The organism is Yoonia sp. GPGPB17 (assembly GCF_037892195.1).
Taxonomy (GTDB): domain Bacteria; phylum Pseudomonadota; class Alphaproteobacteria; order Rhodobacterales; family Rhodobacteraceae; genus Yoonia.
On sequence record NZ_JATACI010000002.1, the window covers coordinates 2,164,931 to 2,190,474 of the forward strand.

Genomic DNA, 25,544 nt, shown 5'->3' on the forward strand with positions numbered 1-25,544 from the left:
ACGCCAAGATGCCCCCCATATACGCCATCGGCGACATTCACGGCCAGAAAGGCATGTTGGATCGCGCACTTGCGCTAGTCACAGCAGATGGCGGTGATGACGCCAAGATCGTGTTCCTGGGGGATTACACAGATCGTGGCCCGGACAGCCGGGCCGTGATCGACACGCTGATTGCGGAGCGCGACGCAGGGCGTGATTGGGTATTCATCAAAGGCAACCATGACCGCTCTTTCACGCACTTCGTACGTCACGGCAGGCAGCACGACCCGCGCGTGACATCCGGCATCAACTGGCTGAACCCACGTTTGGGTGGCACCGCTACGCTTGCTTCTTACGGCATCAAAGGGGTCATGCACTTTGCACGGGACCACGTAGACGGACGCGAGATACTGGAGGCCTTCGAAGGCCCGGACGGGGACATTGATGCAGAGGAACTGCAACAGATGGCTCTTGCCGCCGTACCAAGCGCACATTTGGATTTTCTCGACGCCCTGCCGCTTTGGTTTGAAACCGATGATTTGCTATTCGTTCATGCGGGTCTGCGCCCGGGTGTACCGATTGATAGGCAGGACCCAGAAGATCTGATTTGGATCAGGGAGCCGTTTCTGACAAGTGAGCATGACTTCGGCAAACTGATCGTTCATGGGCATACGGCGCTTGACTACCCGCAACACTTTGGCAACCGCATCGATCTGGACGGCGGTGCCGGGTATCACCGCCCGCTGATCCCCGCCGTCTTTGAAGGACGCGATTGTTGGCTGCTGACCGACAAGGGGCGCGCGCCGCTTATCCCCTAGTCGCGCCGAATAACCCCGGTCACCGCAGCCGCGCCAATGGCGGTGACAATCCAGCCAAGGGCGATCAACCACCAGCGCGCCCACCACAGCCACCAGCCCCATGGGCCGCGCGTTGTTGAAGGGGCCCAGGCGGCCTCTTGCCCCAGCGACACAATGGGCACAACCAGATCAACAGCGTAAGACACCGCATTAAATGTCTCATAATCTCGCCCGGCGGTCAGGATGGGGTTTCCATCAGGGGCCAACATATATTTGTCCGACCAAACCTTTGCCGGATTTGCGATGCGCGGATCAGTTGCAAGCGTCTGCCAGCTTTCCGACATCAGAACAGGCCCCGCTGTTGGCGCAAAATCGCCCTCTTCCCAGGACCTATCCGCAAGGAACCAGCCAATAAAGACCAGCGCGAGTAGCATATAGAAACTACGCTCTGGTTTGTGGCCATAGCCCACCACCAAGCCAAACACGCGATCCGCAATCAAGCTGCCCATATTGCGCCAGCCGACGCGAATACCATACCAGCGTTGTTCGTCTCGGAACTGTTTTTGCGCAAGCTCTAACGTGAACGCGCCAACGTCCAGACGGCTTTCATCTTGGGGGTGGAGCATCGCCAACCGCGCAACATGAGGATCATTGGGGCGTCGTTTTTGCAGCACCTCAACCTCCGCCTGGCGCTCTTCGGGTGGCATCAGGCTGGCGTCCAGCAGGGATTCCCGCCACCCCCGCTCACGCCGCCACCGGGCACGCGAGGCTTTGCGCTGCTCTTTTTCTTTGGCGACCATGATGGCACGCGCATCAGACCGGTGGCCGGTCTCACGCAACAACTTCGCTAATTGCTCATAAGGTTGCGGATAGAACTCGCGCTGAGATACAGCACCCATTTTCAACCACGCCAGCCGGTCGGGCACATTGATGCCCCCGTGTAGCACATCATAGATGAACCCGCTGAGATACAAGCGATCACATAAAGCCCAGCTTTCAGGGTCATCCCAAAGATCGCCGACATGCGCCGACGTCAGATCAACCACGCCCACCACATCCTTCATCCGTCGCCAGATAAATCCTTCGCGGACGATCAGACGTTGTGCGTTCAGCGCATGACCACCGGGGTTGCGCAGCGTTGCATGGCTGAAATCCAAGACACCGTTGATCTCGGTCCCCATAAAGCTGACTTCGCCGTCCGTGGTGGCATAGCGCAGGAATGCATCACCCCGCACTTGGGTGCTTTGCGCATTCAAGGCGTGACCATTGGGGTTGTGAAACGCCACGCCGATCGCCACCAGCTGACCGCCGATTTGCGCGCCCAGTAGGCTGACCTGCCCCGTTGCTGTGGTGCCTTCCAGAAGCACGCTGCTGGCCACCTTCATGCCTTGCGCTTTGAAGGCTGATCCCTCTGGATGCCGCAACGTGGCTTGCGTACAGGACAGATGCCCTTTGATATCGCTGCCCGACAGTGAGACTTTGCCATCAATCCGACTGCCATTCAGCGTCAGGTTCCCACTGATCTGAATGCGCGCCGCGTTAATGCCATCTGTCATGGTACAGCCAACAATCGTGAGCCCATCGGCTTGCAACTGCACCATCTGCGCACGCTCTGAAAAGTGACAGTTGAAGAAATCCACCGGTCCGCGGGCTTGCGTGAAACTCAGGTCCAGCTTGCCGGCAATCCATGCCCCATTCACCGTGATCCCCGACGGTTGGGTGCGAAAATCATTGCACCCGCCAAGGATCAGATACCGCAAAAGGGCGGCCCGGATCAGCACACCCGGCGCTTTCAGGTTCGGGACGGTCAGGCTGATCCGCGCCGTTGTCCCGGCCTGTGCGCTTTCCAGCAAGGTCAATTCTGCCGGGGTGAGCAGATCATTGTCGCGCAGCTGGACGACTTGCGCCCAGCGCGTGATCAAATGCAGGTCTTCATAGTTCATGAAGTCACGCTAGGGCGCGGGGCACGTGCTCGCAATGGTTTTCGCCCTTTTGCCCCTGACCCAACTACCGTAGACCATTGCAATGCCGATTGAATTTGACAGCTTTGATGCGATCCTCAACCACGGGTTTGACACCGTGATTGACGTGCGTTCACCTGCTGAATTTGCGCAAGATCACATTCCCGGCGCGATCAACTTGCCCGCTTTGTCGAATGAACAGCGGGCGGAAGTCGGCACAATCTATAAGCAGATCAGCGCCTTTGATGGCCGCAAAATCGGTGCGGGCTGGGTGATCCGCAATGTCGCAAACCACATTGACGGACCGCTCAGGGAAAAGGACGGCGGGTGGCGTCCTTTGGTCTATTGCTGGCGCGGCGGACAACGGTCGGGTGTGTTTTCGACACTGCTGTCCGAGATTGGCTGGCGCGCCGATACGGTCAAAGGTGGCTACGCTGCTTTTCGACGTCTGGTGAAGACCAGCCTCCATGATCATCCGCTTGCCCACCGCATCATATTGCTTGATGGCTACACCGGCACAGCCAAAACCGAGATTCTGCCGCGCCTTGCTGCGCGGGGTGTGCAAACCGTCGATCTGGAGGGGCTTGCGGGCCATCGCGGTTCGCTTTTAGGCGAAATGCCCGGCGGGCAGCCATCACAAAAGGCCTTTGAGACCGGCCTTGCCGCAGCTCTCAACAAACTGGACCCTGACAGACCCGTCGTTGTCGAAGCCGAAAGCAGTAAAATTGGCCGGATCGTGATCCCCGCGTCCTTCTGGGCTGGAATGCTGGCGGCACCCCGTATTGCTATCCAGGCACCCATGGAGGCGCGCGCCAACTACCTGGCCAAAGCCTATCGCGAGGTCATTGCGGACCCCGATGTCGTCGCGCAAAAGCTGCACGCCCTGCGGCGTTTGCGGGGACATGCAACGGTCGATCGCTGGGTGGCGCTGTCACAAAACGGTGCGCTGGTGGATTTGTCTCATGCATTGATGGTGGATCACTATGATCCATCCTACACCAAATCGCGCCGGATTGATGAGCGCGAGGTCGTGGCAGAGGTGTCGGTTGATACGCTAGATGATGCGGGCCAAGAGCGCGCTGCTGATGGGATTGCCGCAGCCGTCAACGCGTTTTAATTTCCGAACCTTCGGTGATCTCACCTATCACAGCGGCATCATAGCCTGCGTCCTGCAGTTTTTTCAGGGCCGTATTGGCCGACCTTGCCGAAACAGCGGCCAAGAGGCCGCCCGCAGTTTGCGGATCAAACAACAGATCAATGCTTGGCCCGTTTATGACACCGGCCCCGATTTGGTTATCCTCAAAGAGCGAAGACCGTACACCGGCGGTCGACAGACCAAGCGCCCCATCCATCAGCGGAATCGCATCCAAATCCAATGTCGCGCCCACGCCGGATGCATCACATATTCCACGCAGATGGCCAGCAAGACCAAAACCGGTGATATCGGTCATCGCATGGGCCTTGCTCAGAATCACAGAAGCCTGCGCCTGATCCTGTACCATCAGGGCCAGACAACTGATCACATCAGATCCTTTGGCTTTGCCCGCCATTTCCGCAGCCATGATTGTACCGCTGCCGATGGGCTTTGTGAGGATCAACCTGTCACCCGGTTTCGCACCGGCCAACGTAATGGGCGCTTTGGTCAATCCGGTGACGGTGAACCCGATGGTCAGCTCATCACCCAACGACGAATGCCCACCGATAATCTTGGCACCCGCATCAGTAAAAACACCCGAGGCAGCGGCCATAATCTCGGCCATTGTGCGTTCTTGCAGCGCCGCTGACATGCGCGGCAAGATCAGGCTTGCTGTGGCGGCCTGCGGTTTTGCGCCCATTGCCCAGATATCACCCAAAGCGTGGACCGCCGCAATTCGGGTCATCACAACGGGATCATGGGTTAACGCGCGCAAATGATCAGTGCTCATCACTTGGCCGGACTGCACTTCTGCCGCGTCGTCGCCAAACTGATCCGTCAGCACGGTTTGCAGTGCAGCACGGCCCACCTTGGCGCCGCAACCGCCGCACATTGGTTTGTCGCCCAGCACCTCTTTTACGCCCAAGGCAATTGTGCGCGGCAGTTTGGGCGTCTCCATCGCGGGCAACGTATCGAACTGCGTCATAAATTTGCGGTCGATATAGTCTTTCAGCTTCCACAAAAGTGGACCTTCCCGCGCGGTTCCGAATTTCTCGGCGAGCGCAGATTTTCCACCCAGGGAGATCAGCTTGAGGTAGTCCGATTGCGGTTTATAGACCCGCAACGATCCGCCAGACAAAGCGGCGCGCAGATTGTCAAACAGTACCGGCGCCTCGCGCACAGCATAAACGCCCGCTTTGGGGCGGGGATCATGGCTCAGGTGCGCGCAGTCACCCACTGCGAATATCTCTGGCGCGCTGGATTGCAGGTTGGCATCGACGGTGATGAAGCCGTCATGCAGATCAAGGCCGGTCTCAGCGATCCAATCATGTGGCTTGGCACCAGCGGCCCCTGTCGTAAAATCACTGCGAATAGTGCGGCCATCGCGCAGCACAACGCCTTCGGCAAATATCTCGGTCACCTCGGCGTCTTCGATGATCTCGATATCGCTGGCCGTCAGTGCCGCCAGCATCTTTTGCCGGGCCTTGTAGCCCAGCGCTGTCAGAACGCGGTTACTTTCGATCAAACGCACCTTTGGTTGCTTGTTCCGCAACGCATGCGCCATCGCCATGGCAAGCTCTGCCCCTGCAACACCCCCGCCAATGATCGCGATCTGGGGTGCGTCCGCCTGCGCGCGAAACGCATCCCAGCGCGACGCGAATACCCCCAACGGCTTGGCCGGGATGGCGTGGGTTGTGAACCCCGGCAGATCAGGCATGGCTGAGGTGATCCCGACATCCACGGCGGCCACATCGTAAGCAATCGGCGGACGCCCATCGACGTGGATCATGCGGGCGTCTTTATCGATGCCCCTTGCATAGCCATTGATGATCCGCGCACCGGCAAAGCGCGCAAGCTTGATCAGATCAATATCCAATTCATCCCGCGTGTAGTGCCCTGCGACAAAGCCCGGCAACATGCCTGAATATGGGGCCGTCGGCCCCGGGTTGATTACCGTAACGCGCACCCCCGGCAAAGAGTTCATCCCCCAGCTGCGCAGCACCAGTGCATGGGTATGGCCACCACCAATCAGGACAAGGTCACGGGTAAGGGGAAGACTGTTCATAGTGCCGTTGTAGCGGGCACGGGATCAGGGGGAAAGCCACTGTCCTTGCCAATGACCGACACGTGAATAGCTGACACGGCGGTGGTCGGCGCCAAGGTGCAACGCGTCGATGGCGATGATGGTGCAGTGCAGCACAGCAAAGGTCTCGGGATCAGGTTGCTTTACGTAATCCAAGGCGGTCTCAATTGGCGTACCGGGTGGCGGTGTCACACCATAAGACTGTTGGGCATGATCGGGAATTTCGTCCCAAAGGGTACGTGTCTCAGGGGCTCGTGCGATGGCTACCTCGGCCTGCAAACGTATCTGCAGATTCTGCTCAACGTCCCAAATATGCAAGGCGGCGCGCGGGACCGGCTGCAAGCTCTTGATCTTGTCAGAATAGAGATCGGTATGCACGGTCACCACACCCCCCGTGCGGTCCGCGCTCCGCAGAACGACCGTTCGCGCTTCCGGCCACCCGTCAGGCGAGACGGTTGCCAATGTCGGGCGCCGCGCCGGATGGTCGGCATCTATGACACCGCGATCCAATGTGTCCCAGACCTTGGTCAGGATGTCGGCCGTTGTCTCAAACCACTCACTCATAGCCTGTCATCTCCAGATATCCGATGCCATTATGGCTGCCTGTTACGACAACCGGACCTTCCCAGTAAGGCACGCTAGTCGCCATCCATGCGTTTTCGTTGATGGCAGCTACCGTGACATCCACACCCTGTTCGCGCAATTCTACACGCCAGCGTACCGGCACGTCATCGGCGTTCACCGCCAGCGGCGTCGCGACCAACGCACCATCCGTGTAAGGGGTTGTGACCCCGTCCGGCGCAATCCACGTGGCCGAGGTGAAGTTGTTCCCATCCGTTTGCTGCAACCGAAAACCCATCATCTTGTTGCCATCGTCAAATGACAGCGAGAACCAGTCCCATCCCGTTTGATTGTCCGCCAAAGGCTGCGAAGACCATTCACGATCAAGCCAAGCGTTGCCAGTGACGGCAATGTCGCCTTCCGGCAATTGCAGCGTGCCTTCAATGGCAAAGAATGGCTGAGAATAGTAGTATGATGCTTGCCCCGCCGCTGATTTCACTGAAAAACCTGCGTCACCATGAAAGATCAGAGGGCCTTCGGCGGTGAGGTTCATATCGTAAGCAAAGTCAGACCCACTCGCCGTCATGCGAAGTGTTTCCCAATCGCCCGCAAGTATCCAATCATCAATCCATGCTTCAAACGGGTCCGCGGTCACACCCGCCTGCCCGATCCCACCGCGCGCCAACCGTTCACTCACAAAGTGCGTGTCTGGCGTCGTGACCGCCGCGTGCCCCATCCAAAGCTGCGGGGCGGTCCAGCCTTCACCATCCTCCGGCGCAAGTGCTGATCTGAAAAGCGTCCATTGCAATCCGTAGGGCGTGCCATCCGCAGCAGTCAGGTTGGCGGTCAGATACCACCACTCGATCCGGTAGTCTGGATGCGCGCCATGATCCGCCGGAAAGGCGAACTGTGGGTTGGGTTGCGGCACGGAGAAACCTTCGGCGTCCGTGCCAAGGCCTGCAAAGCCCTGGGCGACTGCGGCGACAGGTAGAAATAACGCCAGAAGCAATGTTTTAACGTTCATTGGAAAACACCTTCAGCAAATCCGCAGGCGGAGTCCGTGCCAAGCGACGCGCAGGCCATAGTGCAGCCACAGCCGCCGCCAGCAAAGCAAACAGCCCAAGGCGGGCATAGTCCATCGGAAACAGGTACATCGGCAACTGCCATCCGAACGCGGCCACGTTGACCACAGCCAAAAGCGCCCAGGCGAGTGCCAAGCCAAGGGGCAAGGCCACGACAGTGGTCAAAAGCGCAAGCATCGTCGCGCGTATCAGTTCCAGCTTTCCAATTTGGGCGCGGGTGATCCCCATGGCCCAGGCCGGTGCCAGTTGTGGCACGCGCATGCTGGCAAGCGTGAGCAAACTCATCAGAATGGCAAAACCTGCCACGGCAAGGGTCAACACGTTGAGTGCAGTCGTCACGGTAAATGTACGCTCGAAGATGCCCAATGAAATCGCTTTGATGCTTGCCTGATTGACCGATTGCGTCGCAGGAATGCCTGTCGCCACCTCCAATTCCGCGACGAACTCGGGAACCAGCGCGGGATCCATCCGCAGCCCGTAGTTGCGGGGTGTGATGTCAGGGTAAAGTGCCCTGAACACCGCTTCGCCAATCACGGCCTGACCAATGGGGTTGCCATAATCACCAAAAACCCCGGCAATCGTAAAGGATCGTCCCTGCAAAACAACCTCATCCCCCACATTCAGGCCAGCGCGCCGGGACAGTTGTTCGTTGATCAGCACGGTCTGCCCGCCAAAGGTCGTGTTCCACGGTTGGGCGGCCTGCTGCAGAAAGACCCAATTGTCACGGTAGGTGGCATGATCACGCGCGCCATAAACTTCGGTCGGTTGACCTGCGATGTCGATGTCGGCGCTTTGAATGGGCAAGATGGCGTCGGTACGTGGCGCGGCAAATTGGACCAAGGCGGCGGATTGATCCTCGTTCTCGGTGCGCACATAGAGTTCCGACGCGAGGCGTTGATCCAGAAAATCGGTAAAGGTCAACCGAAAGCTGGAAACCATCGTCGACACGCCAACATTGGCAGACATGGCCAATAACAGCGCCATGAGTGCAAGCGACAAACCGGGTAGCTGCTGGCGGGTATCGGCCCAAAACCACTGCGCCGTGACCGATCTTGCGATCATACTGGCCCCGGCAAGGATACGATCCAGAATAAGGGGCAGCGCAAGCGCCGCGCCGACCAACAGCGCGGCCAGAAGCGTGAACCCACCGATCAGGCCGTTTGCAGTAAACATCATGACCCCCGCGATAACCAAGAGGATCGCCGCCAGAATGCCTTGCACAAGGGCACGCCGTCCCGCGGCCATGGCCAGCGCACGGGGCTGTGCCGCAGCCAACAAAGGCATCCGCGCCGATTGATAAAGTGCGCCGCCAAACCGCAATCGCCGTACCGCCAAACGCGATGACCAGACCTGAAAGCCACCAGACGGGCCTTAACTGAAGCGTGCCGGACACATCGGCCCCATACAGCCCGCGCAGCGTTGCCGCGACGTCCGGCAACAAAAGTGCTGCAATCACATACCCCAACGCCACGCCAATCACACCTGCGATCATCGCAAAGATCATCAACTCTGCCGCCATCAGAACGATCAAACGGCGCAAGGGCAGGCCCAGCGCACGCAACGTGCGCACCACCGGGCGGCGTTGCTCGAACGCCAACCCGATGGCACCGTTTACGATGAAGATGCCAACTGCGAATGACAGCAGACCAAAGGCTGTGAGGTTCAAATGAAAGCTATCTGTCAGCCGCCCGATGTCGCTGCCGCCTTGCGCGGGTTGCCGCAGTAAATGAGGCGCAATTTCCTGAAGGTCAGCACGCCCTATAGGCTGACCCGGCAAAACAATCAGGCTGTCAATCTGTCCGGGTTTGTCCAACAAACGCTGTGCGACGCCGATATCTGTTATGGCGGTACCCGGTGCGACCTCTGGCGCAACGATCACATCCAGCGCAGGCAATCGCGCTGCACTCTCAGCATTTGCGAAAAGCTGCCCCTGCCCCGACAAGAACGCAGCAAGATCGCCCCCTGCGGTTGGGGCAACCGGGCCAATACCGCCGGGTGCCGTCAGCGGGTCCACCCCGACGATCCGTACTCCATCCAGACGCCCTTGCACGACTGGACTGACCAGCCAACCAGCGCGGCGCAATTGCACATAGGTGGCTTGCGCCATAGGTCGCCCATCACGCCGCACCAGCCTGTCGTATTGCCCTTCCCCAAGTGTTGCAGCTGCTGCATCATAGCTGGCGCGCGCTTCGGCATTGACCGCCTGCACGCCGGACCACAGGGCCGTCGCCAGCGCCAGACCCGCCAGTAAAGTAAAAAGCTGCAAGGGATTGCGCTCCCAATGCGACAAAAGCGCGTGCAAAGTTGCCCGCGTCATGCCACCAGACCTGACCGCAGATGCAGGCGACGGGACATGCGACCTGCCAATGCGTTCGAATGGGTTACGATCAAAAGGCCCGCCCCGGTCTCGGATACCAGTTCCAACATCAGATCAAGAACCACGGCGGCTGTATCTTCATCCAGATTGCCGGTGGGTTCATCGGCCAGAACAAGACGCGGCTTTGGGGCCAGGGTACGTGCAATTGCGACACGCTGTTGTTGGCCGCCCGAAAGCTGTTCAGGGTATTTGTTCAACTGCGCTGTCAGCCCCATCCGGTCCGACAGCGTTGCATTCCATGCAGGGTCATACTGACCGGCCAGGCGGGCCTGAAAGGCGATATTATCCGCCACCCGCAAGCTGGGAATCAGATTGAACTGCTGAAAGACGACGCCAACAGTGCCGCGACGCAACGCCGCCCGCCCATTGTCATCAAGCGCCGCAATATCTTGGTGGTTTAGATGAATGTGCCCCTGATCGGGCGTATCCAGCCCGCCAATCAGGTGGAGCAAGGTGCTCTTCCCACTCCCGGATTCGCCGGTCAACGCCAGTGTCTCACCCGCATCCAATTCCAAATCAACCCCCCGCAGCACCTCAAAAGGGCCATCGGCAGTGTGATAGGTTTTGTGAATATCTCGAACGGTCAGCAGCATGTTTTCATTTCCTCGGTCAGAGGTAACACGCAAGGCCCGGAAGGAAACGCCCCTTGCGGCGATTAGCCCCCGATCAGGGCGATTTGGGTGCTTAAGCGGGGTCAGTCACGATCAAGCGCTGAACGTAGGGGATGCTGCGATCCCACGCGATGCTGTGCCCCGAGGCGGCAAGCTTTTCAGCGACATTGTCCAGATGTGCAATTGGAAACGACGGCAACGCATTCACATCGAAAGGAAAACTAGGCTGGGTGCCAAAATAGATTTGCCGGGTCCCGCTGACGGCCCAGAACCCATCGACGTCTTTAGGATAATTGGGCGCGCGCATCTCGGTCAAACCAAGTTCGCCCAGATAGAAAGCGCGCAGGTCCGCCTCTTCTTCGGGCTCCATTGGAATGAAAACCTGCTGAAATCGCGCGTTTTGCTGTGCCGCGTCGCGACTGGCGCTGAAATCCATGCCGCGACCGTGGATCTTCGCCTTAGGACGCGGATCCTCTTCATTTTCGTCCCGCTCGCGTTGTTTGAAGCTGTAATAAAGCCATGCAAGCACCATCAGCAGAAGGATGAGTTCGGGCGGGATATCAAAAGGGAGTTGCATCAGGTGTCAGACGTTCTTTGCGATCAACTCAATCCGGTTACCAACAGGATCAGCGGTAAAGAAGCGTCTGACATCCGGCAATGCCGTATCCCAGTGCACCACATGGCTTACTCAGCCAACCGCGCAGAAAGCGCATCAAGATCATCTACCACAAATGCCGGGTGCGCCTTGGTCGCCGGGTGAAAACCGGGATCAACGCCAAAGTGACACTCCAAGGCACCTGCACGCGCCCAGAAACCGCCGCGCCCTTTCAGGGGCGCTGGTTTTGGCACCTCTTTCATACCCAACTGGTCCAAATAGAAAGCACGCATCAGGCCCTCTGCCTTCGCCGGGTGCGCCAGTTGCAAGTGATCCAGTCCTACAATCACTTTTCGTCTTTTCCATTCTTGTTCTGCCCGCCACTATAACGCACGAGCAACCAAACAACGGCAATAAATACGGCGACGACCACAAGCGGATTGCCCCCGGTCAAGTCTAACAGCATGACCACCTCTAAACTGTATACGATAGTATACTATATAGGTACCTGCGACATTAATTCAAGGTTTGCCGCGACGTTTCGCTGTTTCTTTCGGCGTCCGAAAGTACGATCCTGACACAATGAAACAGAGGAGCTGACATGACCGATATCGTAATTCTGGGTGGCGCACGCACGGCAATTGGTACTTTTGGCGGCTCTCTCGCGGGTACATCGCCCATTGAACTGGGCACGACCGCGGCGAAGGCTGCGATGGAACGCTCTGGCGTGGAAGGTGCGCAGGTCGGACATGTCGCATTTGGTCATGTCATCAATACCGAACCCAAAGATATGTACGTCAGCCGCGTCGCCGCGATGAACGCGGGTATCCCCGACACAACACCCGCGATGAACGTGAACCGCCTGTGTGGGTCTGGCGTGCAAGCCATCGTTTCAGTCGCGCAATCGCTGATGCTGGGTGACGCCGAATTCGGTCTCGCCGGTGGGTCCGAGAACATGAGCCGCTCGCCCTTTATCATTTCAGATCAGCGTTGGGGCGCGAAGATGGGTGACATCCGCACGCGCGATATGATGCTGGGCGCGCTGAACTGTCCCTTTGGAACTGGTCATATGGGCGTGACCGCCGAAAACGTCGCGGGCGAGCATGACATCAGCCGCGCCGATCAGGATGCCTTTGCCCTGCAAAGCCAGGAACGGGCGGCAGCGGCGATGGCGGCGGGATACTTTGACAGTCAGATCACGCCTGTGCAAGTCAAGAAGCGCCGCGAGATGGTGGATTTCGTGACCGATGAACACCCCAAGGCGACAACGTTGGAGGCGCTCTCGGGTCTGCGCCCGGTGTTCCAGAAAGACGGATCGGTGACCGCAGGCAATGCCTCTGGTCTCAACGATGGCGCGGCAGCAATTGTTTTGGCTACGGCCGAGGCGGCGGAAACGGCAGGTCTGACGCCAAAGTTCCGCATCCTTGGGTATGCGCACGCGGGGGTGCGGCCAGAGGTCATGGGCATCGGGCCAGTGCCAGCCGTTGCAAACCTGCTGGTGAAGACCAAGCTGACTGTTGATGATTTCGACGTGATTGAATCAAACGAAGCCTTCGCGTCCCAAGCGCTTGCCGTGTCCAAAGAACTGGGCTTTGACCCGGCCCGCGTGAACCCGAATGGCGGCGCGATTGCATTGGGCCACCCAGTAGGTGCGACGGGCGCGATTATCACCGTTAAGGCGATGTACGAGCTGGAACGTATTGGCGGTAAACGCGCCCTGATCACGATGTGCATTGGCGGCGGTCAAGGAATCGCCTTGGCGATTGAGCGGATTTAACGCAGGTATGCCCCTTGCGGCCCCGTGTAGGTCATGTTTCTAACGGCCAAAGCCACAAATGAGACAGTTGCCCCGTGACCACACGCCCGCCCCTTCGCCACGTTGTGTTCTTTAGCGCCAAAGACAAGGCTGACATTCCACGCATCATCGAGGGCCTGGAGCTCTTGGCGGGTATTCCGCACAGCAACGTGTTTGAGGTGCGTCGCAACTCGCAAGCCGACGCGCTCTCATCCGAGGTCGATGTGATCGTCTATGCCGAGTTTGACAGTGCTGAAGCGCTGGCCGACTACAAGGCTGATCCGCTCTATCAGGCCTCCATCAAGGCGGTACGTCCGCTGCGGGACATGCGCATAGCAGCGGACTTTTAGCGGGCCTACCGTCTGGTGCTCCAAGGTGCCTATGCCCCTTTTCGGACGTGTTGCGGCACAGACACGTCGAGCAATGATTTTCTACCAGACAAGGGTTTTGGGCAATAAACCGCTCGCCTTTTGACTGACGGCCACCAATACTAAAGGCATTGGGGCGACTTCACTGTACCAGCTAAAGAGTACTGAAAATGCCACGCATACTAAGAATACTCACGTCATTGTCTTTCGTTTTCGCCACGCTTCCAGCGGTGGTCGCAGCACAGGAAAAACCCGTTTATGATCAGGTTGTCGAGATTTTGGCATCCGAACGCGGTACCGTGCGCCGGTGGGCGTATCCGCCGAAACTGACGGTCATTCACACCGGTGATCCGCATCGCGACCAGATCAACAATATGGTAGAGATGGTACATGCGCAGGTGCCCGATTTTCCCGGTATCGGCGCGGTAGAGTTCTTTGATCTGACCCAGTTCAATCGGCGCTTGGCGGGCAACACCCAATTCCGCATGCCGGTTGTTGATTTCGACGGGATCGAAGGCTCCATCGTCCGCGCCCTCTTTAAGGGCGAGCAGGAAGAGCAGGACCTTTCGGTTACAGGAAGCATCTTTATTTTTCTGACAGGATTGGATGATGGCATCACCTTTGGTGCCCTGACCCAGAGCACCAAACGCCTCAGCCGCCAGTTCGCCGAAGGCGGCGACATGCGGTGCTACTTCAATGTGATGTCAAAGAATGATGAACTGCGGGCCGGATTCATTTTCATCAATATGGATGATGCGCTGACCCCGGTGGCAGAGTGCCTTTACGAGGAGTTCATGCAGACGCTCGGTCTGCTTAATGACTCGCAAGACTCGTCGCTTTTCACCTTTGATAACACCGGCATCACACGCGAAGATCGCGCGCCTGACTTCCAGCTTCTGCGCGCCCTTTACAGTCAGGACGTGACACCGGGCGATACGGCCCAAAAGGCTGCGGACGTCTTTGTGAACATGCAGCAGGAAAGGTTGATCGGGGTCGCAGCACGGCCTTAGGCGGCCGCTGGGTAGTCCCGCACAAAAACCCACTTATCGCCTTCGGATAGATCAGGGTCATAGGCGTAACCGCCCGAGGTGAATGCCTTGATCCCATCGGCATCGATCACGCGGTTCTCTACCACAAAGCGGGCCATGGCACCGCGCGCACGTTTGGCAAAAAAGCTGACGATGCGCGGCTTGTCATCTTTCAGTTCCATAAAGACGGGCGTGATCACCCGCAGTTTCAGCGCCTTGCGATCCGCGGCACCGAAGTATTCCTGACTGGCACAGTTGATCAGCGTATCCGTACCAACCGCCTCACCCTGCGCATTCAGCGCCTTGGCAATCGTATCGCCCCAATAGTCATAGAGCGTCTTGCCACGCCGGGTTTTCAACCGGCTGCCCATTTCCAGTCGGTACGGTTGGATCGCATCAAGTGGACGCAACAGCCCGTAGAGGCCCGACAGAATGCGCAAGTGGTCTTGCGCCCATGCCAAGTCATCCTCTGTCAGCGTTTTCGCCTCAAGCCCCTGATAGGTATCCCCGTTGAACGCCAGCGCCGCAGGCTTCGTCGCTTCCGCCTCTGGTTCTGCGGCAAAGGCCCGAAACCGGTCGCGGTTCAGCTTGGCCAGATCGTCTGAAATGCTCATCAAGCCTTTCAGTTCTTTCAGCGTCAGGTTTTTTGCCGTCTTCGACAAACGCACCGCATCTTCCTGAAAATCAGGCGCAGTTGCTTAAGCAGGTCGACAGGGTCCATATTGAGGGATTTGGCAGGGGAAACAACGACAAGCATTTTGGATCCTTCTTTGGTCTTGGATAGGGATGTAACATGACGGACGCCGTTGACCACCCCTATGACCTGCGGCATGACTTTGACAAACAACGGAGTGTGCCAATGAAACTATGTCGGATTAAAACGCCCGGTGGGATCAAGCCTGCGGCCGTTGACCAAAGTGGTGTATTGCGCAATCTGTCTGAGCATGTCGCAGACATCACAAGTGCCACTGTCATGCCGGATAGCTTGCAGAAACTGGCCGATATCAATCTTGCTGCGCTGCCCGAAATTTCAGGCGACCACGCTGCCTTCCTTAGCGACGTGAGACGCATATTCTGCATCGGTTTGAACTACTATGACCATGCCGACGAAATGGGCATGCCGATCCCAGATCACCCGATCCTCTTTATGAAAGCATGCGAGGTAACAGGGCCGACCGACCCAATTGTGATCCCAAAATGGGCGGAGAAAACCGATTGGGAGGTCGAACTCGGTATCGTCCTCGGTAGCCGTGCACTGCATGTTGCCGAAACGGATGCGATGGATCATGTTGCGGGATATTTTGTGGCCAACGATGTCTCGGAAAGGCACTTTCAAATGGAACGAGGCGGTCAATGGGTTAAGGGCAAGTCTGCCGATAGCTTTGCACCCATTGGTCCGTATCTCGTGACAAAGGACGAGATTGCAGACCCGCAGAACTTGTCTATGTCGTTGGACGTGAATGGAAAGCGGATGCAAACCGGATCAACCAAAACGATGATCTTTAGTGTTGCTCATATCGTCGCCCATGTCAGCCAGTTCATTACACTGCATCCTGGCGACTTGATCCTGACCGGGACACCGCCGGGTGTAGGCGGCGGTCAAAAACCGCCCTGCTTTCTAAAAGCAGGGGATATCGTGACGGCTGAAATTGAAGGGCTTGGTGATATGCGACAAGAGGTTGTCGCGTATCAGGACTAGTTCAGTTGCACCTGCAAAGGGTACTGACCATCCTCGAACGGACCAAATAGATCATCCAGATCAGGGTGATCCACCGGCTCACCAGAATAATCCGCAACAAGGTTTTGTTCAGAAACATAGGCTACATAGAAGCTCTGATCATTCTCAGCCAAAAGGTGATAAAACGGCTGGTCTTTCTTGGGGCGGCTGTCCTCGGGAATGGCGTTGTACCATTCATCGGTGTTCGAAAACATGGCGTCCACATCAAACACGACACCCCTGAAAGGATGCTTGCGGTGGCGGACCACTTGACCCAGATGATATTTCGCGCGCGTTTTGAACATGGCCTTCCTAACTCAGCCCTGTATATGTCTGCTGCGGGTGCAAAGTCCACGGTTTGCACTAAGATTTGAAGGAAACAGTCTGTGAACCTCGCCCTGACAGTGCTGAATATCACAGCGCCCGTGTTCCTCTTGGCTGCCGTGGGGTTTATCTGGGTCAAACTAGGGTTTGAGTACCGCGTCGAATTCGTGACCCGCATGGCGATGACGCTGGCAGTCCCTTGCCTGATCTTTGTGGCCCTAATGAACATCGAAGTGGAACCGGCAGCACTTGCCGCCCTTTCGCTGGCCTCATTTGTCGCCTATTGGCTTGTTATGGTTGGCTGTTTTATCGTCGTGAAGGCAGCAGGGCTGCATTCGCAAACCTATCTGGCACCGCTCATCTTTGGCAATACCGGCAACCTCGGCTTACCGTTGGCATTGTTTGCCTTTGGCGAAACGGGGCTCGGCTACGCCGTCGTTGTGTTTGCGATTATGGCGATCCTGTCGTTTACCATTGGGATCTGGATGGTCGCCGGGTCCGGGTCTTTTAGGCGCGTTATCCAAGAACCCTTGGTCGGGGCGACATTACTGGGTGCTTTGTTCCTGTGGCAGGGCTGGGAAACGCCAGAATTCCTGACCAATGCGATTGAGTTGATCGGCCAAATGGCGATTCCCATGATGCTGATCACACTTGGCGTTGCCGTGGCACGGCTTGAAACCAAGGCCATGACGCAAGCTGTTGTTTTGTCGGTGATCAAGGTGATCATCTGCGCCGCTGCTGGGTGGGTTGCGGCAACCTGGTTCGGGCTTGGCCCGATTGCGGCAGGCGTCCTGATTGTACAGGTAGCAACCCCCGTGGCAGTCACATCTTACCTGCTGGCAGAAAAATACGGGGCCGACGCGCAACCTGTGGCGGGCCTTGTTGTGGCCTCTACCTTGTTCTCGGTGCTGGCTTTACCGCTGATCCTTGCATTTGTGATCTGATTGGCGCGACTTGGGGATTCCCAGACGTGCCCAGACCCGCTATGCTCAAAAAAACAAATATAAGCGAGAGGCAGATGAGCAGTTTCTTTCGCGCCATGGCATGTGTGATGCTTCTAGCAAGCTGCAGCGGTGGATCGAGTCATAACTCGGCGCCGCGCAACCTTGATGATGCATGCAGTATCGTGTCCGAGCGCCCCGAGTACCTTCGCGCATTCAACGCGGTTGAACGCAAATACGGCGTGCCAGTGCCGTCGCTGATGGCGATCATCTATCAGGAAAGCAAATTCATCGGGAACAACCGCACGCCCCATCGCTATGCGCTGGGTGTGATCCCTGTGGGGCGTCAATCATCCGCGTTCGGATACAGTCAGGCTTTGGACGGAACCTGGAAAGAGTATCAAGAGGGCCCCGGCGGAAGCCGCGCGCGGCGTGATGACATCTTTGACGCAACGGATTTCATGGGTTGGTACATGGTCCAAACAGTTGAAGAGACCGGCGTACCAATCAACGACACGCGCAATCAATACCTCGCCTACCACGATGGGCGCACCGGGTTTCGGCGTGGCACATGGCGCTCCAAAAGCTGGCTGATACGCATCGCGGGCGAGGTGGAAGGACGTGCAGTGATGTATGATCAGCAGCTACGGTCCTGCCGGAAGCGGTAAAACAAATGGCGGTCTCTGTAAGACCGCCATTTGATGCGTCACCCCGCACGGTTGCGCGTCTCAGCGCGAATATTGAACAGAATGTCGCGGATGCTGCTGCCTGAGATCAGGTCGTTCAGGATCACAGTCGTCTCGGTTCCGAACTCATCCGTCACGATCCACTGACGCAGTTCGACCGGGTTGGCGGTGAACACCATCTGGATGCTGCCGTAGTTGGGGTTATCGGGGTCCTGAGCCGTTACTGTCGTTGTCGTGCCGTCAGAGACGACGTTAGTAACCATATCTTCGCGTCCGAGATCTACATTCTGCTGTAGAATGATACTGAGCGGCGTCTGGTTCAACGGATACCGTTCTGGCCCGGTGTTCGAACGGGCGTCAAAAATCGCAAGCTGTCCACCGCTGGCCAGGACCAAAGAGTCCGATGGCGCGTTATACTCAAAGCGAATGCGCCCGGGGCGTTTGATGTAAATCTGGCCGGTGCTCAGGGTGCCATCTGCATTGATTTGCGTAAAGCCGCCCTGCGCCGTCTGAAGCTGATTCAGATAAGCCGAGATTTGCCCCAAAGTCAGTTGCTGGGCCGAGGCCGAGGCTGCGCAAAGCGTCAATACCATGGCGGTGATAACGGATAGGATACGTGTGCTCATGTGTCTTACCTATGTGTCTGGGCGCTGAAATGCACCCTTTGGATAGGCGATACAACAGCATGTGAACCGCTGTTAAGCGATATCATGCCATCTGATTTGGAATAGCAGTGGCGCGACTAGCGAAGCCACACCTCAACGCGAGAGTATTCTGACCCTGCGACGTGACCATCCACGCATGTGGCAGGAGAGACATTGCCAAAACCATAGGACGTTACCGTATAGCCACCTTCGGCGATCGTGCTTGCCGCTGCACTACTGAACAGCGCCGCGAATTCGGCCGCCGCTGCAACAGAGGTGTCAATCGCTGCGACGCTGCTTAAGCACTGCTTTGGCCGAAGCCTACAAAGATCACCTCGCGCCCGGCATTTGCGCCGTCCTCCAGCATGTCAATCAGATTGATCAACATTGCACGGTTCCACGCACCCTCTGGCCCGCTGGCAACACCGCCGGTCATTGTGGGCGACAGACGCTCGGCATCGAACAACACCTGAAACATCTCGGCGGCGGCCGCGCGCTGTGCGTCATCGAAGGATGCCTCAAGCAAACCACTCAATCGGGTGTTCTTCTCTCCACTGTCCATCATCATAGCACTGTGATTGATGAAGCCTTCGTTCTCTAGCAGGCCTTGCGCCACATCCGAGGAAGCAAAATCAAACACATCGGCCACAAGCGTGGTTGTCGCAGGTGCACTGTAGGTCGCCATGATCGGGCGCACCAAAGGATAATCACCCGAGATGATATTGAACATCGTCGGCGCCACCGAAATGCCGCAGGTCCCAACAACATCAACGACAAGATCATTGCTTGCGGCACCCGCTGTCACAACGCTTACACTGCCCGGGAACTGATTGATCGAGGCCGAAACACCGGCTTCATCGGACATTGTCAAAACATTACCAGCGATTTCCTTGCCCGCTGGATCCATAATCAATCGCTGAACCTCTGCCCCGATCTGAGAATTGGGCGGCAGTTGAAGGGGCAGGATATTGACATCGGCGCCACCGATCTGAGACCAGTTTGTAATCTCGCCCGCAAAGACGCGGGCCAGATCATTGATCGAGATTTCAGAGATACCTGCGTTTGGCGCAACAATGACCGAGAAAGCACTGAGCCCCAGCAGCTGATGTGTCAGGTTAGTGCCCAGCGCCCATGCTGCTAGCGTGTTGTATTCCGCTGGCGCTGTTCCGTTCAGCGAAACCGCACCAACAACAATATCGGCGGTGGCATCACTGGCACTCAGCGCGAGTGATGCCGACTGGCCTGACGTATTGTCTTCCATGACCAGTTCACCGACGGATGTCAGATCAACACGGGTCGATGAAGCATTTGTCACGGCATAGGCCCCGACAATCGTCCGGTGCAGCGCAGCGTAATCCGAGGCTGCAAACCCAACAGTAAGCTCGTCAGAGGCACCCGGCACCACAGCCACAACTGTTTCAGATGTTTCCGAAGCTTCGACACCCTGAAAAGCGCTTGCAGTCAGTCCAAAATCATTGGACGCGATAATGTCATTGCAACCGGCCCCAAAGCAGATCACTTCTGAAGCCGGAACAGCCACCACGCCGACGGTCGTTTCGACCTGCACCATAACACCGTTATAGCCGACAATCTCACCTTCCACATTGATAAAATCATCACTTGAGCGCAACTCAACCGCCTGTGCAAAAAGCGCAAAAGGTGCGACTGAACACAACAAAGTGGTACCAATTCGTGAAATCATTTTGCTTCCAGGCTCCGAAAGTTCGTCAAGATCATATTTGGCGTTGGTGGCAGGATAGAAACACCGAATACTGGCAAAACTAGGGAAATTGTTGCATTTATCTACAAATTGTGCAGCTTTTCGCAACAATAAAGCGGCCCTTGTTTCTTAGGTCCCATGTGATCCCAAAACTTTGCCAGATAATCACGCTCCATAGTCTCGCCACATTGTGACGATGGCATGCAGCAATTACGACCACAACCCGATCAGGCCTGTAAAACAACAGAATCGACATCAAATCATGACAACTTCGCCGCCCCTAAACCATAGATCAATCATCGGTTGAATGAATGTACACACATACCCCAAAACTGCACCTCGTCAGCCCACCGTGAGAACAGAAGCATCTAAAGCGCACAGCATTACGTACAGAAATGTAACCTCTGGAGACATCTACCATGCGCCTGATCCTTGCTGCCGCCTTTACCCTGCTTGCCGCCTGTACCGGCAAGCCGTCCTTTGATGACCCTAACCTCAGCGACCGCAAGCTGAACCTCGAAGAATTCTTTGACGGCGAATTGGTGGCTTATGGCCAATTTCAGGACATTCTCGGCACGGTACGTCGCAGCTTTGTTGTCACCATTGACGGCGATTGGGACGGCGAGCGGCTGCGACTGGTAGAGGATTTCATCTATGAAGACGGCTCGACCGAACAACGCATCTGGACCCTGACCAAAACCGGTCCGGATAGCTGGGTCGGCACGGCCCCCGGCGTGATTGGACAGGCGACTGGTGAAGAACAAGGTGATCGCTTCAACTGGAGGTACGAGATTGACTTGCCTGTACCCTCTGCAACCGGTGAGACGGAAACGCTGCGTGTAACCTTCGATGACTGGATGTGGCTTTTGGCCGAGGATCGGTTGCTGAATCTGGCTTATGTCAAACGGTTTGGGTTCGACATCGGAACGGTGACGATTTCCTTTGAGAAGGAATAGCGTGCCAGCTAGTCTGCGCCAGAAGGAAAAGGCACAAGGCGCACGCGATGGCAAATCTCATCGGACTTCTCGTAACACTTATTGTCGTGGGCTTCTTCCTGTACCGGCAGCACAAAGCTGAGAAACAATCTGCCGCGGCACCCAAGCAGATTAGCCGTAAGCCTGATCCAACCGATATGCGTGATTGGCGAGCGATAGTTGCCAAAGCAACGGACCTTGCCAAGTTGCGAGAGAAGTCTGCGGTCGCTTTGCAAATGAGCGGCGACGCCAATACCGATGCCCCGCACTCTTGCGTCGGGGGGCGGCCCAGCTTGCCAAAGGATATGGTTTGGCCTCTCGATCAAGATGACAAGCCAATGCTGTTTCTGGCACAGATCAACTTTTTCCGAAATGCCCGCGCTCGCGGGCTACCCCAACGAGGGCCTTTTAAGCGTCTTTGTCGCAGACGATGACCTTAACGGCTGCGATTTTCCTTCGATTAACCAGAAGGGTTTCCGTGTCTTCCATTTCGAGGATGTGTCGAAGCTGGAGCGTCACGAGTTCCCGGACGTGACATGGGAGTGCTCACCGCTCAGCGACAAACTCTTGCTAGAGGGGCGACGCGTAACCGGCCGGGCCTCCACCGGGGTGCCCTCGCCCAATAGCAGTATGGTCGGCGAACTGACCAAGGATTGGTATCCAGACTGTCCGACCGATTTGTGGGATGATTTCTGGGAAGGTTTGACCAAAGCCAAACCCGGCATTCTCTATTATGGTGGGCACCCGGACTTTACCCAAGATGATTTCCGCCGCGCCGGGAGCCAACCAGACTATCTGGAATACACCGAAGTGTTGTTGCAAATGGGTTTCTTCTTTGATCGCGAGACAGGGATCGAAATTTGTTGGGGCGATGCTGGCGAAGCCTGTTTCTTGATGCGTCCAGAGGACCTGCACGCGAAGAGGTTTGAACGTGCCGCCTACAACTGGGACTGCAGCTAGTCCGGCACGTTATCTATCCCCGACCCGCCCCATGGATGACAGCGCAGGATACGTCGCACCGTGAGGTAACTGCCTTTAATCGCCCCGTGCTTTTCCAGCGCCTCTAACGAGTAAGCGGAACACGTGGGGTGATACCGGCAGCTCATCCCCACCCAAGGTGAAAGCACGAGGCGGTAGGCCCGCACGGGCAAAGAGACGATATAGGCAAGCGGGCTCATCCATGGACCTTTTTCATGGCGCGGCGCAGATCGGCCACCAATACGTCAAAAGGTAGGGTCGCCGTGGTGTCTTTGCGACCCACCAACACGTAATCCCATCCATCACGGCCGATTTCAGGTAGCACGATACGCGCTACTTCGCGCAGGCGCCGTTTGGCGCGGTTGCGGGCGACGGCATTGCCAACTTTTTTGGAACAGGTGTAACCGACGCGGATGCCCCCGGCCTCGCCTGCACTGCGCCTGCGGCCTTGCAGATGAATACCGGGGGTGCCCTGCCTGTGGGCGTGTGACGCGCGGACAAAATCGGCACGCTTGGTCAATACGCAAACAGAAACCGCCGGAGTGCCCATCTTAGGCCCAACCGGCGGTTTCAAATCGGTCAAAACGGCTGGTGCGCTTACGCGCTCAGCTTCGCACGGCCCTTGGCGCGGCGATTGTTCAGGATCTTGCGACCAGCCTTTGTGGCCATGCGTGCGCGGAAGCCGTGACGGTTCTTGCGAACCCGGTTTGATGGTTGGAACGTGCGCTTCATCGCGTGCTCTCCGGTTTATGGCCAAATCCGATCGGGGGATTCGAAGCCGAATGACATTTCAGACCCGTCGTTTAGAGGGGGCTGCTACCCATGTCAACGCAGCACACAGGGTGAAACTGCAACAATTCCCATATTTCGATCACATCAATTGTTACAATCTTCACGGGTGCACCCCGCAAAACTGAAACATCAGGGGTGCTTTGCATCAATGCGCCGTGAGGTGGGTATCGCGAAAGCAGGGATCGGTCCATCTAACCTGCAACAAAACAGACACCCATACACCCATAGGACCCGAGAGATGACCGATATGACTGAAGCCCCCACGAACCCGATACTTAAAAAGCTCCCGCTGATCATTATCGGTGTTGTGGCAATCCTTGGTGCATTCTTCCTGCGCGATTACCTGACGTTCGAGGCGCTGGCCGAGAACCGGGAAGCCCTGCTCAGCTTCCGTGACGCCAACTATCTGCTGACCGTTCTGGCGTTTATTGCGGCCTATGTGGTGATTGTTGCCTTCTCCCTCCCCGGGGCAACAATCGCCACGCTGACAGGTGGTTTCCTGTTCGCAACCTTCCCAGGTGCGCTATTCAACATGACCGCGGCGACCATCGGTGCCACCGCGATCTTCCTCGCTGCCCGCTGGGGGTTTGGTGAAAGCTTGGGTAAGAAGTTGGAAAACTCCGAAGGTGCGGTCAAAAAAATCAAAGACGGTATCGACGAAAATCAGTGGTCCATGTTGTTCCTGATCCGCCTCGTTCCCGCCGTTCCCTTCTTCCTCGCCAATCTGATCCCATCCTTCCTTGAGGTCCCACTGCATCGCTTTGTGATCTCTACCTTCCTCGGCATTATCCCCGGCTCAGTCGTTTACACCTCTGTCGGTGCTGGCCTTGGCGAAGTCTTCGCCCGTGGTGAGACCCCGAACCTTGGCATCATCTTCGAACCGCAGATCATCTTCCCCATCATCGGCCTGTGCGTACTGGCTGCCCTCCCCATCGCGATCAATGCCATTCGCGGCAAGAAAGGTCTTTAAGTCATGAACCGGATCAAGACAGATATCTGCATCATTGGCGGCGGCTCTGGCGGATTGTCCATTGCAGCCGGAGCGGTCCAGATGGGCGCCAAAGTGGTCCTGCTGGAAGGGCATAAGATGGGCGGCGACTGCCTGAACTACGGCTGCGTGCCCTCCAAAGCATTGATTGCGTCGGCCAAACAAGCGCACGCCATGTCACATGGTGCGCAACTGGGCGTCAGCGACGTTGAGGCGCAGGTGGACTATGCCGCAGCCAAAGACCACGTCCATGACGTGATCGCGACAATTGCCCCGGTGGATAGCGTTGAGCGGTTCGAGGGCCTCGGCGTGCAAGTGATCGAAGAATTCGGCACCTTCATCTCGAAAACCGAAGTACAGGCCGGTGATAACATCATCGAAGCGCGCCGCTTTGTGGTCTCAACCGGTTCTGGCCCTTTCGTGCCGCCAATTCCCGGTTTGGACACGGTCAAGCATTACACCAACGAAGACATCTTTGATCTGCGCGAAAAGCCCAAGCATCTGATCGTCATCGGCGGAGGTCCCATTGGTATGGAAATGGCGCAGGCGCACCGGCGCTTAGGCTGTGAGGTGACAGTAATCGAAGGCATGAAGGCTTTCGGCAAAGATGACCCGGAGATGGCAGTCATCGTGCTGGAAAACCTCAAGGCCGAGGGCATCAACATTGTTGAGGAAGCCCCAGCCGAGAAGATCAGCGGCAAAGGTGAGGCTATCACCGTGCATACGCCAAAGGGCGATTTCACAGGGTCTCACCTGCTGATGGCCGTGGGGCGCAAGGTAAACACGGACAAGCTTGATCTGGACGCAGGCGGCATCGCACACGACCGCACTGGTGTGAAGGTCGGCCCTGATTTGCGCTCAGTGACCAACAAAAAGGTCTATGCGGCGGGTGACGTTGCAGGTGGTCTGCAGTTTACCCATGTTGCGGGCTACCACGCAGGCGTGCTGATCCGCTCGATGTTGTTCGGCCTGCCGTCCAAGCAGCGGACAGATCACATTCCTTGGGCGACCTACACCGACCCGGAACTGGCCCAGGTTGGCTTGACCGAGGCGCAAGCCAAATCGAAATACGGCGCAGCACTCGAAGTTGTACGCTTTGATTTCCACCACAACGACCGTCTGATCGCAGAACGCAAAACCAAGGGTCTGATCAAGGTCATGGTTGTCAAAGGCAAGCCGGTCGGCGCTTCTATCGCTTAGCCATATGGCGGGCGAACTGATCGGCATGTGGGCCATGGCCATTGCCAACAAAATGAAGATGTCGGCCATCGCAAACACTGTTCTGCCATATCCGACGGTCAGTGAGGTTAACAAACGGGCCGCGGGCGCTTATTTTAGCCCAAGACTTTTCGAAAACCCCACGGTAAAGCGTGTTGTCGGCTTCGTGCAGCGGTGGCTGCCATAAGCC

General features: G+C 57.0%; 25 protein-coding genes and 3 pseudogenes. 13 read left to right on the plus strand and 15 right to left on the minus strand.

The genetic code is table 11. The features are described from left to right. The first annotated feature begins 8 nt into the window (after positions 1-8). The gene (locus tag QTO30_RS11635) at positions 9-797 is read left to right on the plus strand and encodes a metallophosphoesterase family protein (protein WP_340424288.1); all 789 of its coding nucleotides are present in this window, start codon (positions 9-11) and stop codon (positions 795-797) included. Here QTO30_RS11635 and QTO30_RS11640 read toward each other — a convergent pair. After that, positions 794-2,719, minus strand: a complete 1,926-nt coding sequence (locus QTO30_RS11640; protein WP_340424289.1) for a hypothetical protein — start codon at positions 2,717-2,719, stop codon at positions 794-796. The two genes, QTO30_RS11635 and QTO30_RS11640, sit on opposite strands and share 4 nt — an antisense overlap. Before the next feature lie 82 nt (positions 2,720-2,801). Here QTO30_RS11640 and mnmH point away from each other — a divergent pair, with 82 nt between their 5' ends. Continuing rightward, the gene (gene mnmH / locus QTO30_RS11645) at positions 2,802-3,854 is read left to right on the plus strand and encodes a tRNA 2-selenouridine(34) synthase MnmH (protein ID WP_340424290.1); all 1,053 of its coding nucleotides are present in this window, start codon (positions 2,802-2,804) and stop codon (positions 3,852-3,854) included. Here the strand turns inward: mnmH and selD are convergent. The 7 genes and pseudogenes from selD to QTO30_RS11680 all read right to left on the minus strand — a co-directional run bounded on the left by selD (position 3,841) and on the right by QTO30_RS11680 (position 11,531). Further along, on the minus strand, positions 3,841-5,937 hold the full coding sequence (gene selD, locus QTO30_RS11650; RefSeq protein WP_340424291.1) for a selenide, water dikinase SelD: 2,097 nt from the start codon (positions 5,935-5,937) through the stop codon (positions 3,841-3,843). The two genes, mnmH and selD, sit on opposite strands and share 14 nt — an antisense overlap. Before the next feature lie 24 nt (positions 5,938-5,961). Beyond that, entirely contained in the window at positions 5,962-6,519 is a 558-nt protein-coding gene (locus tag QTO30_RS11655) for a pyridoxamine 5'-phosphate oxidase family protein (RefSeq protein WP_340424292.1), read from the minus strand. Continuing rightward, complete coding sequence (locus QTO30_RS11660; protein WP_340424293.1) at positions 6,512-7,540, minus strand: lipocalin-like domain-containing protein; 1,029 nt, start codon at positions 7,538-7,540, stop codon at positions 6,512-6,514. Before QTO30_RS11660 ends, QTO30_RS11655 begins: the two co-directional genes overlap by 8 nt. Beyond that, positions 7,530-9,915 (minus strand): annotated as a pseudogene (locus QTO30_RS11665) (FtsX-like permease family protein). Before QTO30_RS11665 ends, QTO30_RS11660 begins: the two are co-directional and overlap by 11 nt. Next, positions 9,912-10,568, minus strand: a complete 657-nt coding sequence (locus tag QTO30_RS11670; protein ID WP_340424294.1) for an ABC transporter ATP-binding protein — start codon at positions 10,566-10,568, stop codon at positions 9,912-9,914. The pseudogene QTO30_RS11665 and the gene QTO30_RS11670 overlap by 4 nt, the downstream one beginning before the upstream one ends. 91 nt (positions 10,569-10,659) lie before the next feature. Further along, positions 10,660-11,163, minus strand: a complete 504-nt coding sequence (locus QTO30_RS11675) for a hypothetical protein (protein ID WP_340424295.1) — start codon at positions 11,161-11,163, stop codon at positions 10,660-10,662. Between the two features lie 107 nt (positions 11,164-11,270). After that, positions 11,271-11,531, minus strand: a complete 261-nt coding sequence (locus QTO30_RS11680; RefSeq protein WP_340424296.1) for a glyoxalase — start codon at positions 11,529-11,531, stop codon at positions 11,271-11,273. Positions 11,532-11,782: 251 nt separating this feature from the next. On the opposite strand from QTO30_RS11680, the gene QTO30_RS11685 reads away from it, so the two are divergent. From QTO30_RS11685 to QTO30_RS11695, 3 genes are all read left to right on the plus strand, one after another. Then, positions 11,783-12,958, plus strand: a complete 1,176-nt coding sequence (locus QTO30_RS11685; RefSeq protein ID WP_340424297.1) for an acetyl-CoA C-acyltransferase family protein — start codon at positions 11,783-11,785, stop codon at positions 12,956-12,958. A 74-nt stretch (positions 12,959-13,032) separates the two neighbouring features. Continuing rightward, the gene (locus QTO30_RS11690; protein ID WP_340424298.1) at positions 13,033-13,326 is read left to right on the plus strand and encodes a Dabb family protein; all 294 of its coding nucleotides are present in this window, start codon (positions 13,033-13,035) and stop codon (positions 13,324-13,326) included. A 188-nt stretch (positions 13,327-13,514) separates the two neighbouring features. Next, positions 13,515-14,354: a DUF2927 domain-containing protein gene (locus tag QTO30_RS11695; RefSeq protein WP_340424299.1), complete on the plus strand. Its 840-nt coding sequence runs from the start codon at positions 13,515-13,517 to the stop codon at positions 14,352-14,354. On the opposite strand, the pseudogene yaaA reads toward QTO30_RS11695, so the two are convergent. Further along, positions 14,351-15,129 (minus strand): annotated as a pseudogene (gene yaaA, locus QTO30_RS11700) (peroxide stress protein YaaA). The gene QTO30_RS11695 and the pseudogene yaaA overlap by 4 nt on opposite strands. 102 nt (positions 15,130-15,231) lie before the next feature. On the opposite strand from yaaA, the gene QTO30_RS11705 reads away from it, so the two are divergent. Then, positions 15,232-16,071: a fumarylacetoacetate hydrolase family protein gene (locus QTO30_RS11705; RefSeq protein WP_340425924.1), complete on the plus strand. Its 840-nt coding sequence runs from the start codon at positions 15,232-15,234 to the stop codon at positions 16,069-16,071. Here QTO30_RS11705 and hspQ read toward each other — a convergent pair. Beyond that, positions 16,068-16,394 (minus strand): heat shock protein HspQ, encoded by a 327-nt coding sequence (gene hspQ, locus QTO30_RS11710; RefSeq protein WP_008231445.1) that lies wholly within the window; start codon positions 16,392-16,394, stop codon positions 16,068-16,070. The genes QTO30_RS11705 and hspQ overlap by 4 nt on opposite strands. 81 nt (positions 16,395-16,475) lie before the next feature. Between hspQ and QTO30_RS11715 the strand changes: the two genes are divergently transcribed. Together QTO30_RS11715 and QTO30_RS11720 are read left to right on the plus strand one after the other, a co-directional pair. After that, entirely contained in the window at positions 16,476-17,357 is an 882-nt protein-coding gene (locus tag QTO30_RS11715; protein ID WP_340424300.1) for an AEC family transporter, read from the plus strand. A 74-nt stretch (positions 17,358-17,431) separates the two neighbouring features. Further along, a complete protein-coding gene (locus QTO30_RS11720) occupies positions 17,432-18,022 on the plus strand; it encodes a transglycosylase SLT domain-containing protein (RefSeq protein ID WP_340424301.1) in 591 nt (196 codons plus the stop codon). Between the two features lie 38 nt (positions 18,023-18,060). On the opposite strand, the gene QTO30_RS11725 is transcribed toward QTO30_RS11720, so the two are convergent. Together QTO30_RS11725 and QTO30_RS11730 are read right to left on the minus strand one after the other, a co-directional pair. Continuing rightward, positions 18,061-18,666, minus strand: coding sequence for a LolA family protein (locus QTO30_RS11725; RefSeq protein WP_340424302.1), 606 nt, complete (start codon positions 18,664-18,666; stop codon positions 18,061-18,063). A gap of 316 nt (positions 18,667-18,982) precedes the next feature. Then, complete coding sequence (locus QTO30_RS11730; RefSeq protein ID WP_340424303.1) at positions 18,983-20,386, minus strand: PstS family phosphate ABC transporter substrate-binding protein; 1,404 nt, start codon at positions 20,384-20,386, stop codon at positions 18,983-18,985. A gap of 437 nt (positions 20,387-20,823) precedes the next feature. Here QTO30_RS11730 and QTO30_RS11735 point away from each other — a divergent pair, with 437 nt between their 5' ends. The 3 genes from QTO30_RS11735 to QTO30_RS11740 all read left to right on the plus strand — a co-directional run bounded on the left by QTO30_RS11735 (position 20,824) and on the right by QTO30_RS11740 (position 22,338). After that, positions 20,824-21,360 (plus strand): DUF3833 family protein, encoded by a 537-nt coding sequence (locus QTO30_RS11735; protein ID WP_340424304.1) that lies wholly within the window; start codon positions 20,824-20,826, stop codon positions 21,358-21,360. Positions 21,361-21,614: 254 nt separating this feature from the next. Beyond that, the gene (locus tag QTO30_RS22085) at positions 21,615-21,812 is read left to right on the plus strand and encodes a DUF1963 domain-containing protein (protein WP_445327189.1); all 198 of its coding nucleotides are present in this window, start codon (positions 21,615-21,617) and stop codon (positions 21,810-21,812) included. After that, positions 21,751-22,338, plus strand: coding sequence for a YwqG family protein (locus QTO30_RS11740; protein ID WP_340424305.1), 588 nt, complete (start codon positions 21,751-21,753; stop codon positions 22,336-22,338). Before QTO30_RS22085 ends, QTO30_RS11740 begins: the two co-directional genes overlap by 62 nt. On the opposite strand, the gene yidD is transcribed toward QTO30_RS11740, so the two are convergent. Genes yidD through rpmH form a run of 3 tightly spaced genes read right to left on the minus strand, consistent with a single transcriptional unit; the run spans position 22,335 to position 23,088 of the window. Further along, positions 22,335-22,556: a membrane protein insertion efficiency factor YidD gene (yidD, locus tag QTO30_RS11745; RefSeq protein ID WP_340424306.1), complete on the minus strand. Its 222-nt coding sequence runs from the start codon at positions 22,554-22,556 to the stop codon at positions 22,335-22,337. The genes QTO30_RS11740 and yidD overlap by 4 nt on opposite strands. Continuing rightward, positions 22,553-22,906: a ribonuclease P protein component gene (gene rnpA, locus QTO30_RS11750; protein ID WP_340424307.1), complete on the minus strand. Its 354-nt coding sequence runs from the start codon at positions 22,904-22,906 to the stop codon at positions 22,553-22,555. Before rnpA ends, yidD begins: the two co-directional genes overlap by 4 nt. Positions 22,907-22,953: 47 nt before the next feature. Further along, positions 22,954-23,088: a 50S ribosomal protein L34 gene (gene rpmH / locus QTO30_RS11755; RefSeq protein WP_008231458.1), complete on the minus strand. Its 135-nt coding sequence runs from the start codon at positions 23,086-23,088 to the stop codon at positions 22,954-22,956. A 298-nt stretch (positions 23,089-23,386) separates the two neighbouring features. Between rpmH and QTO30_RS11760 the strand changes: the two genes are divergently transcribed. Next, entirely contained in the window at positions 23,387-24,118 is a 732-nt protein-coding gene (locus QTO30_RS11760) for a TVP38/TMEM64 family protein (protein WP_340424308.1), read from the plus strand. A gap of 3 nt (positions 24,119-24,121) precedes the next feature. After that, positions 24,122-25,541: pseudogene (locus QTO30_RS11765) on the plus strand (dihydrolipoyl dehydrogenase family protein). Positions 25,542-25,544 lie beyond the last annotated feature (3 nt).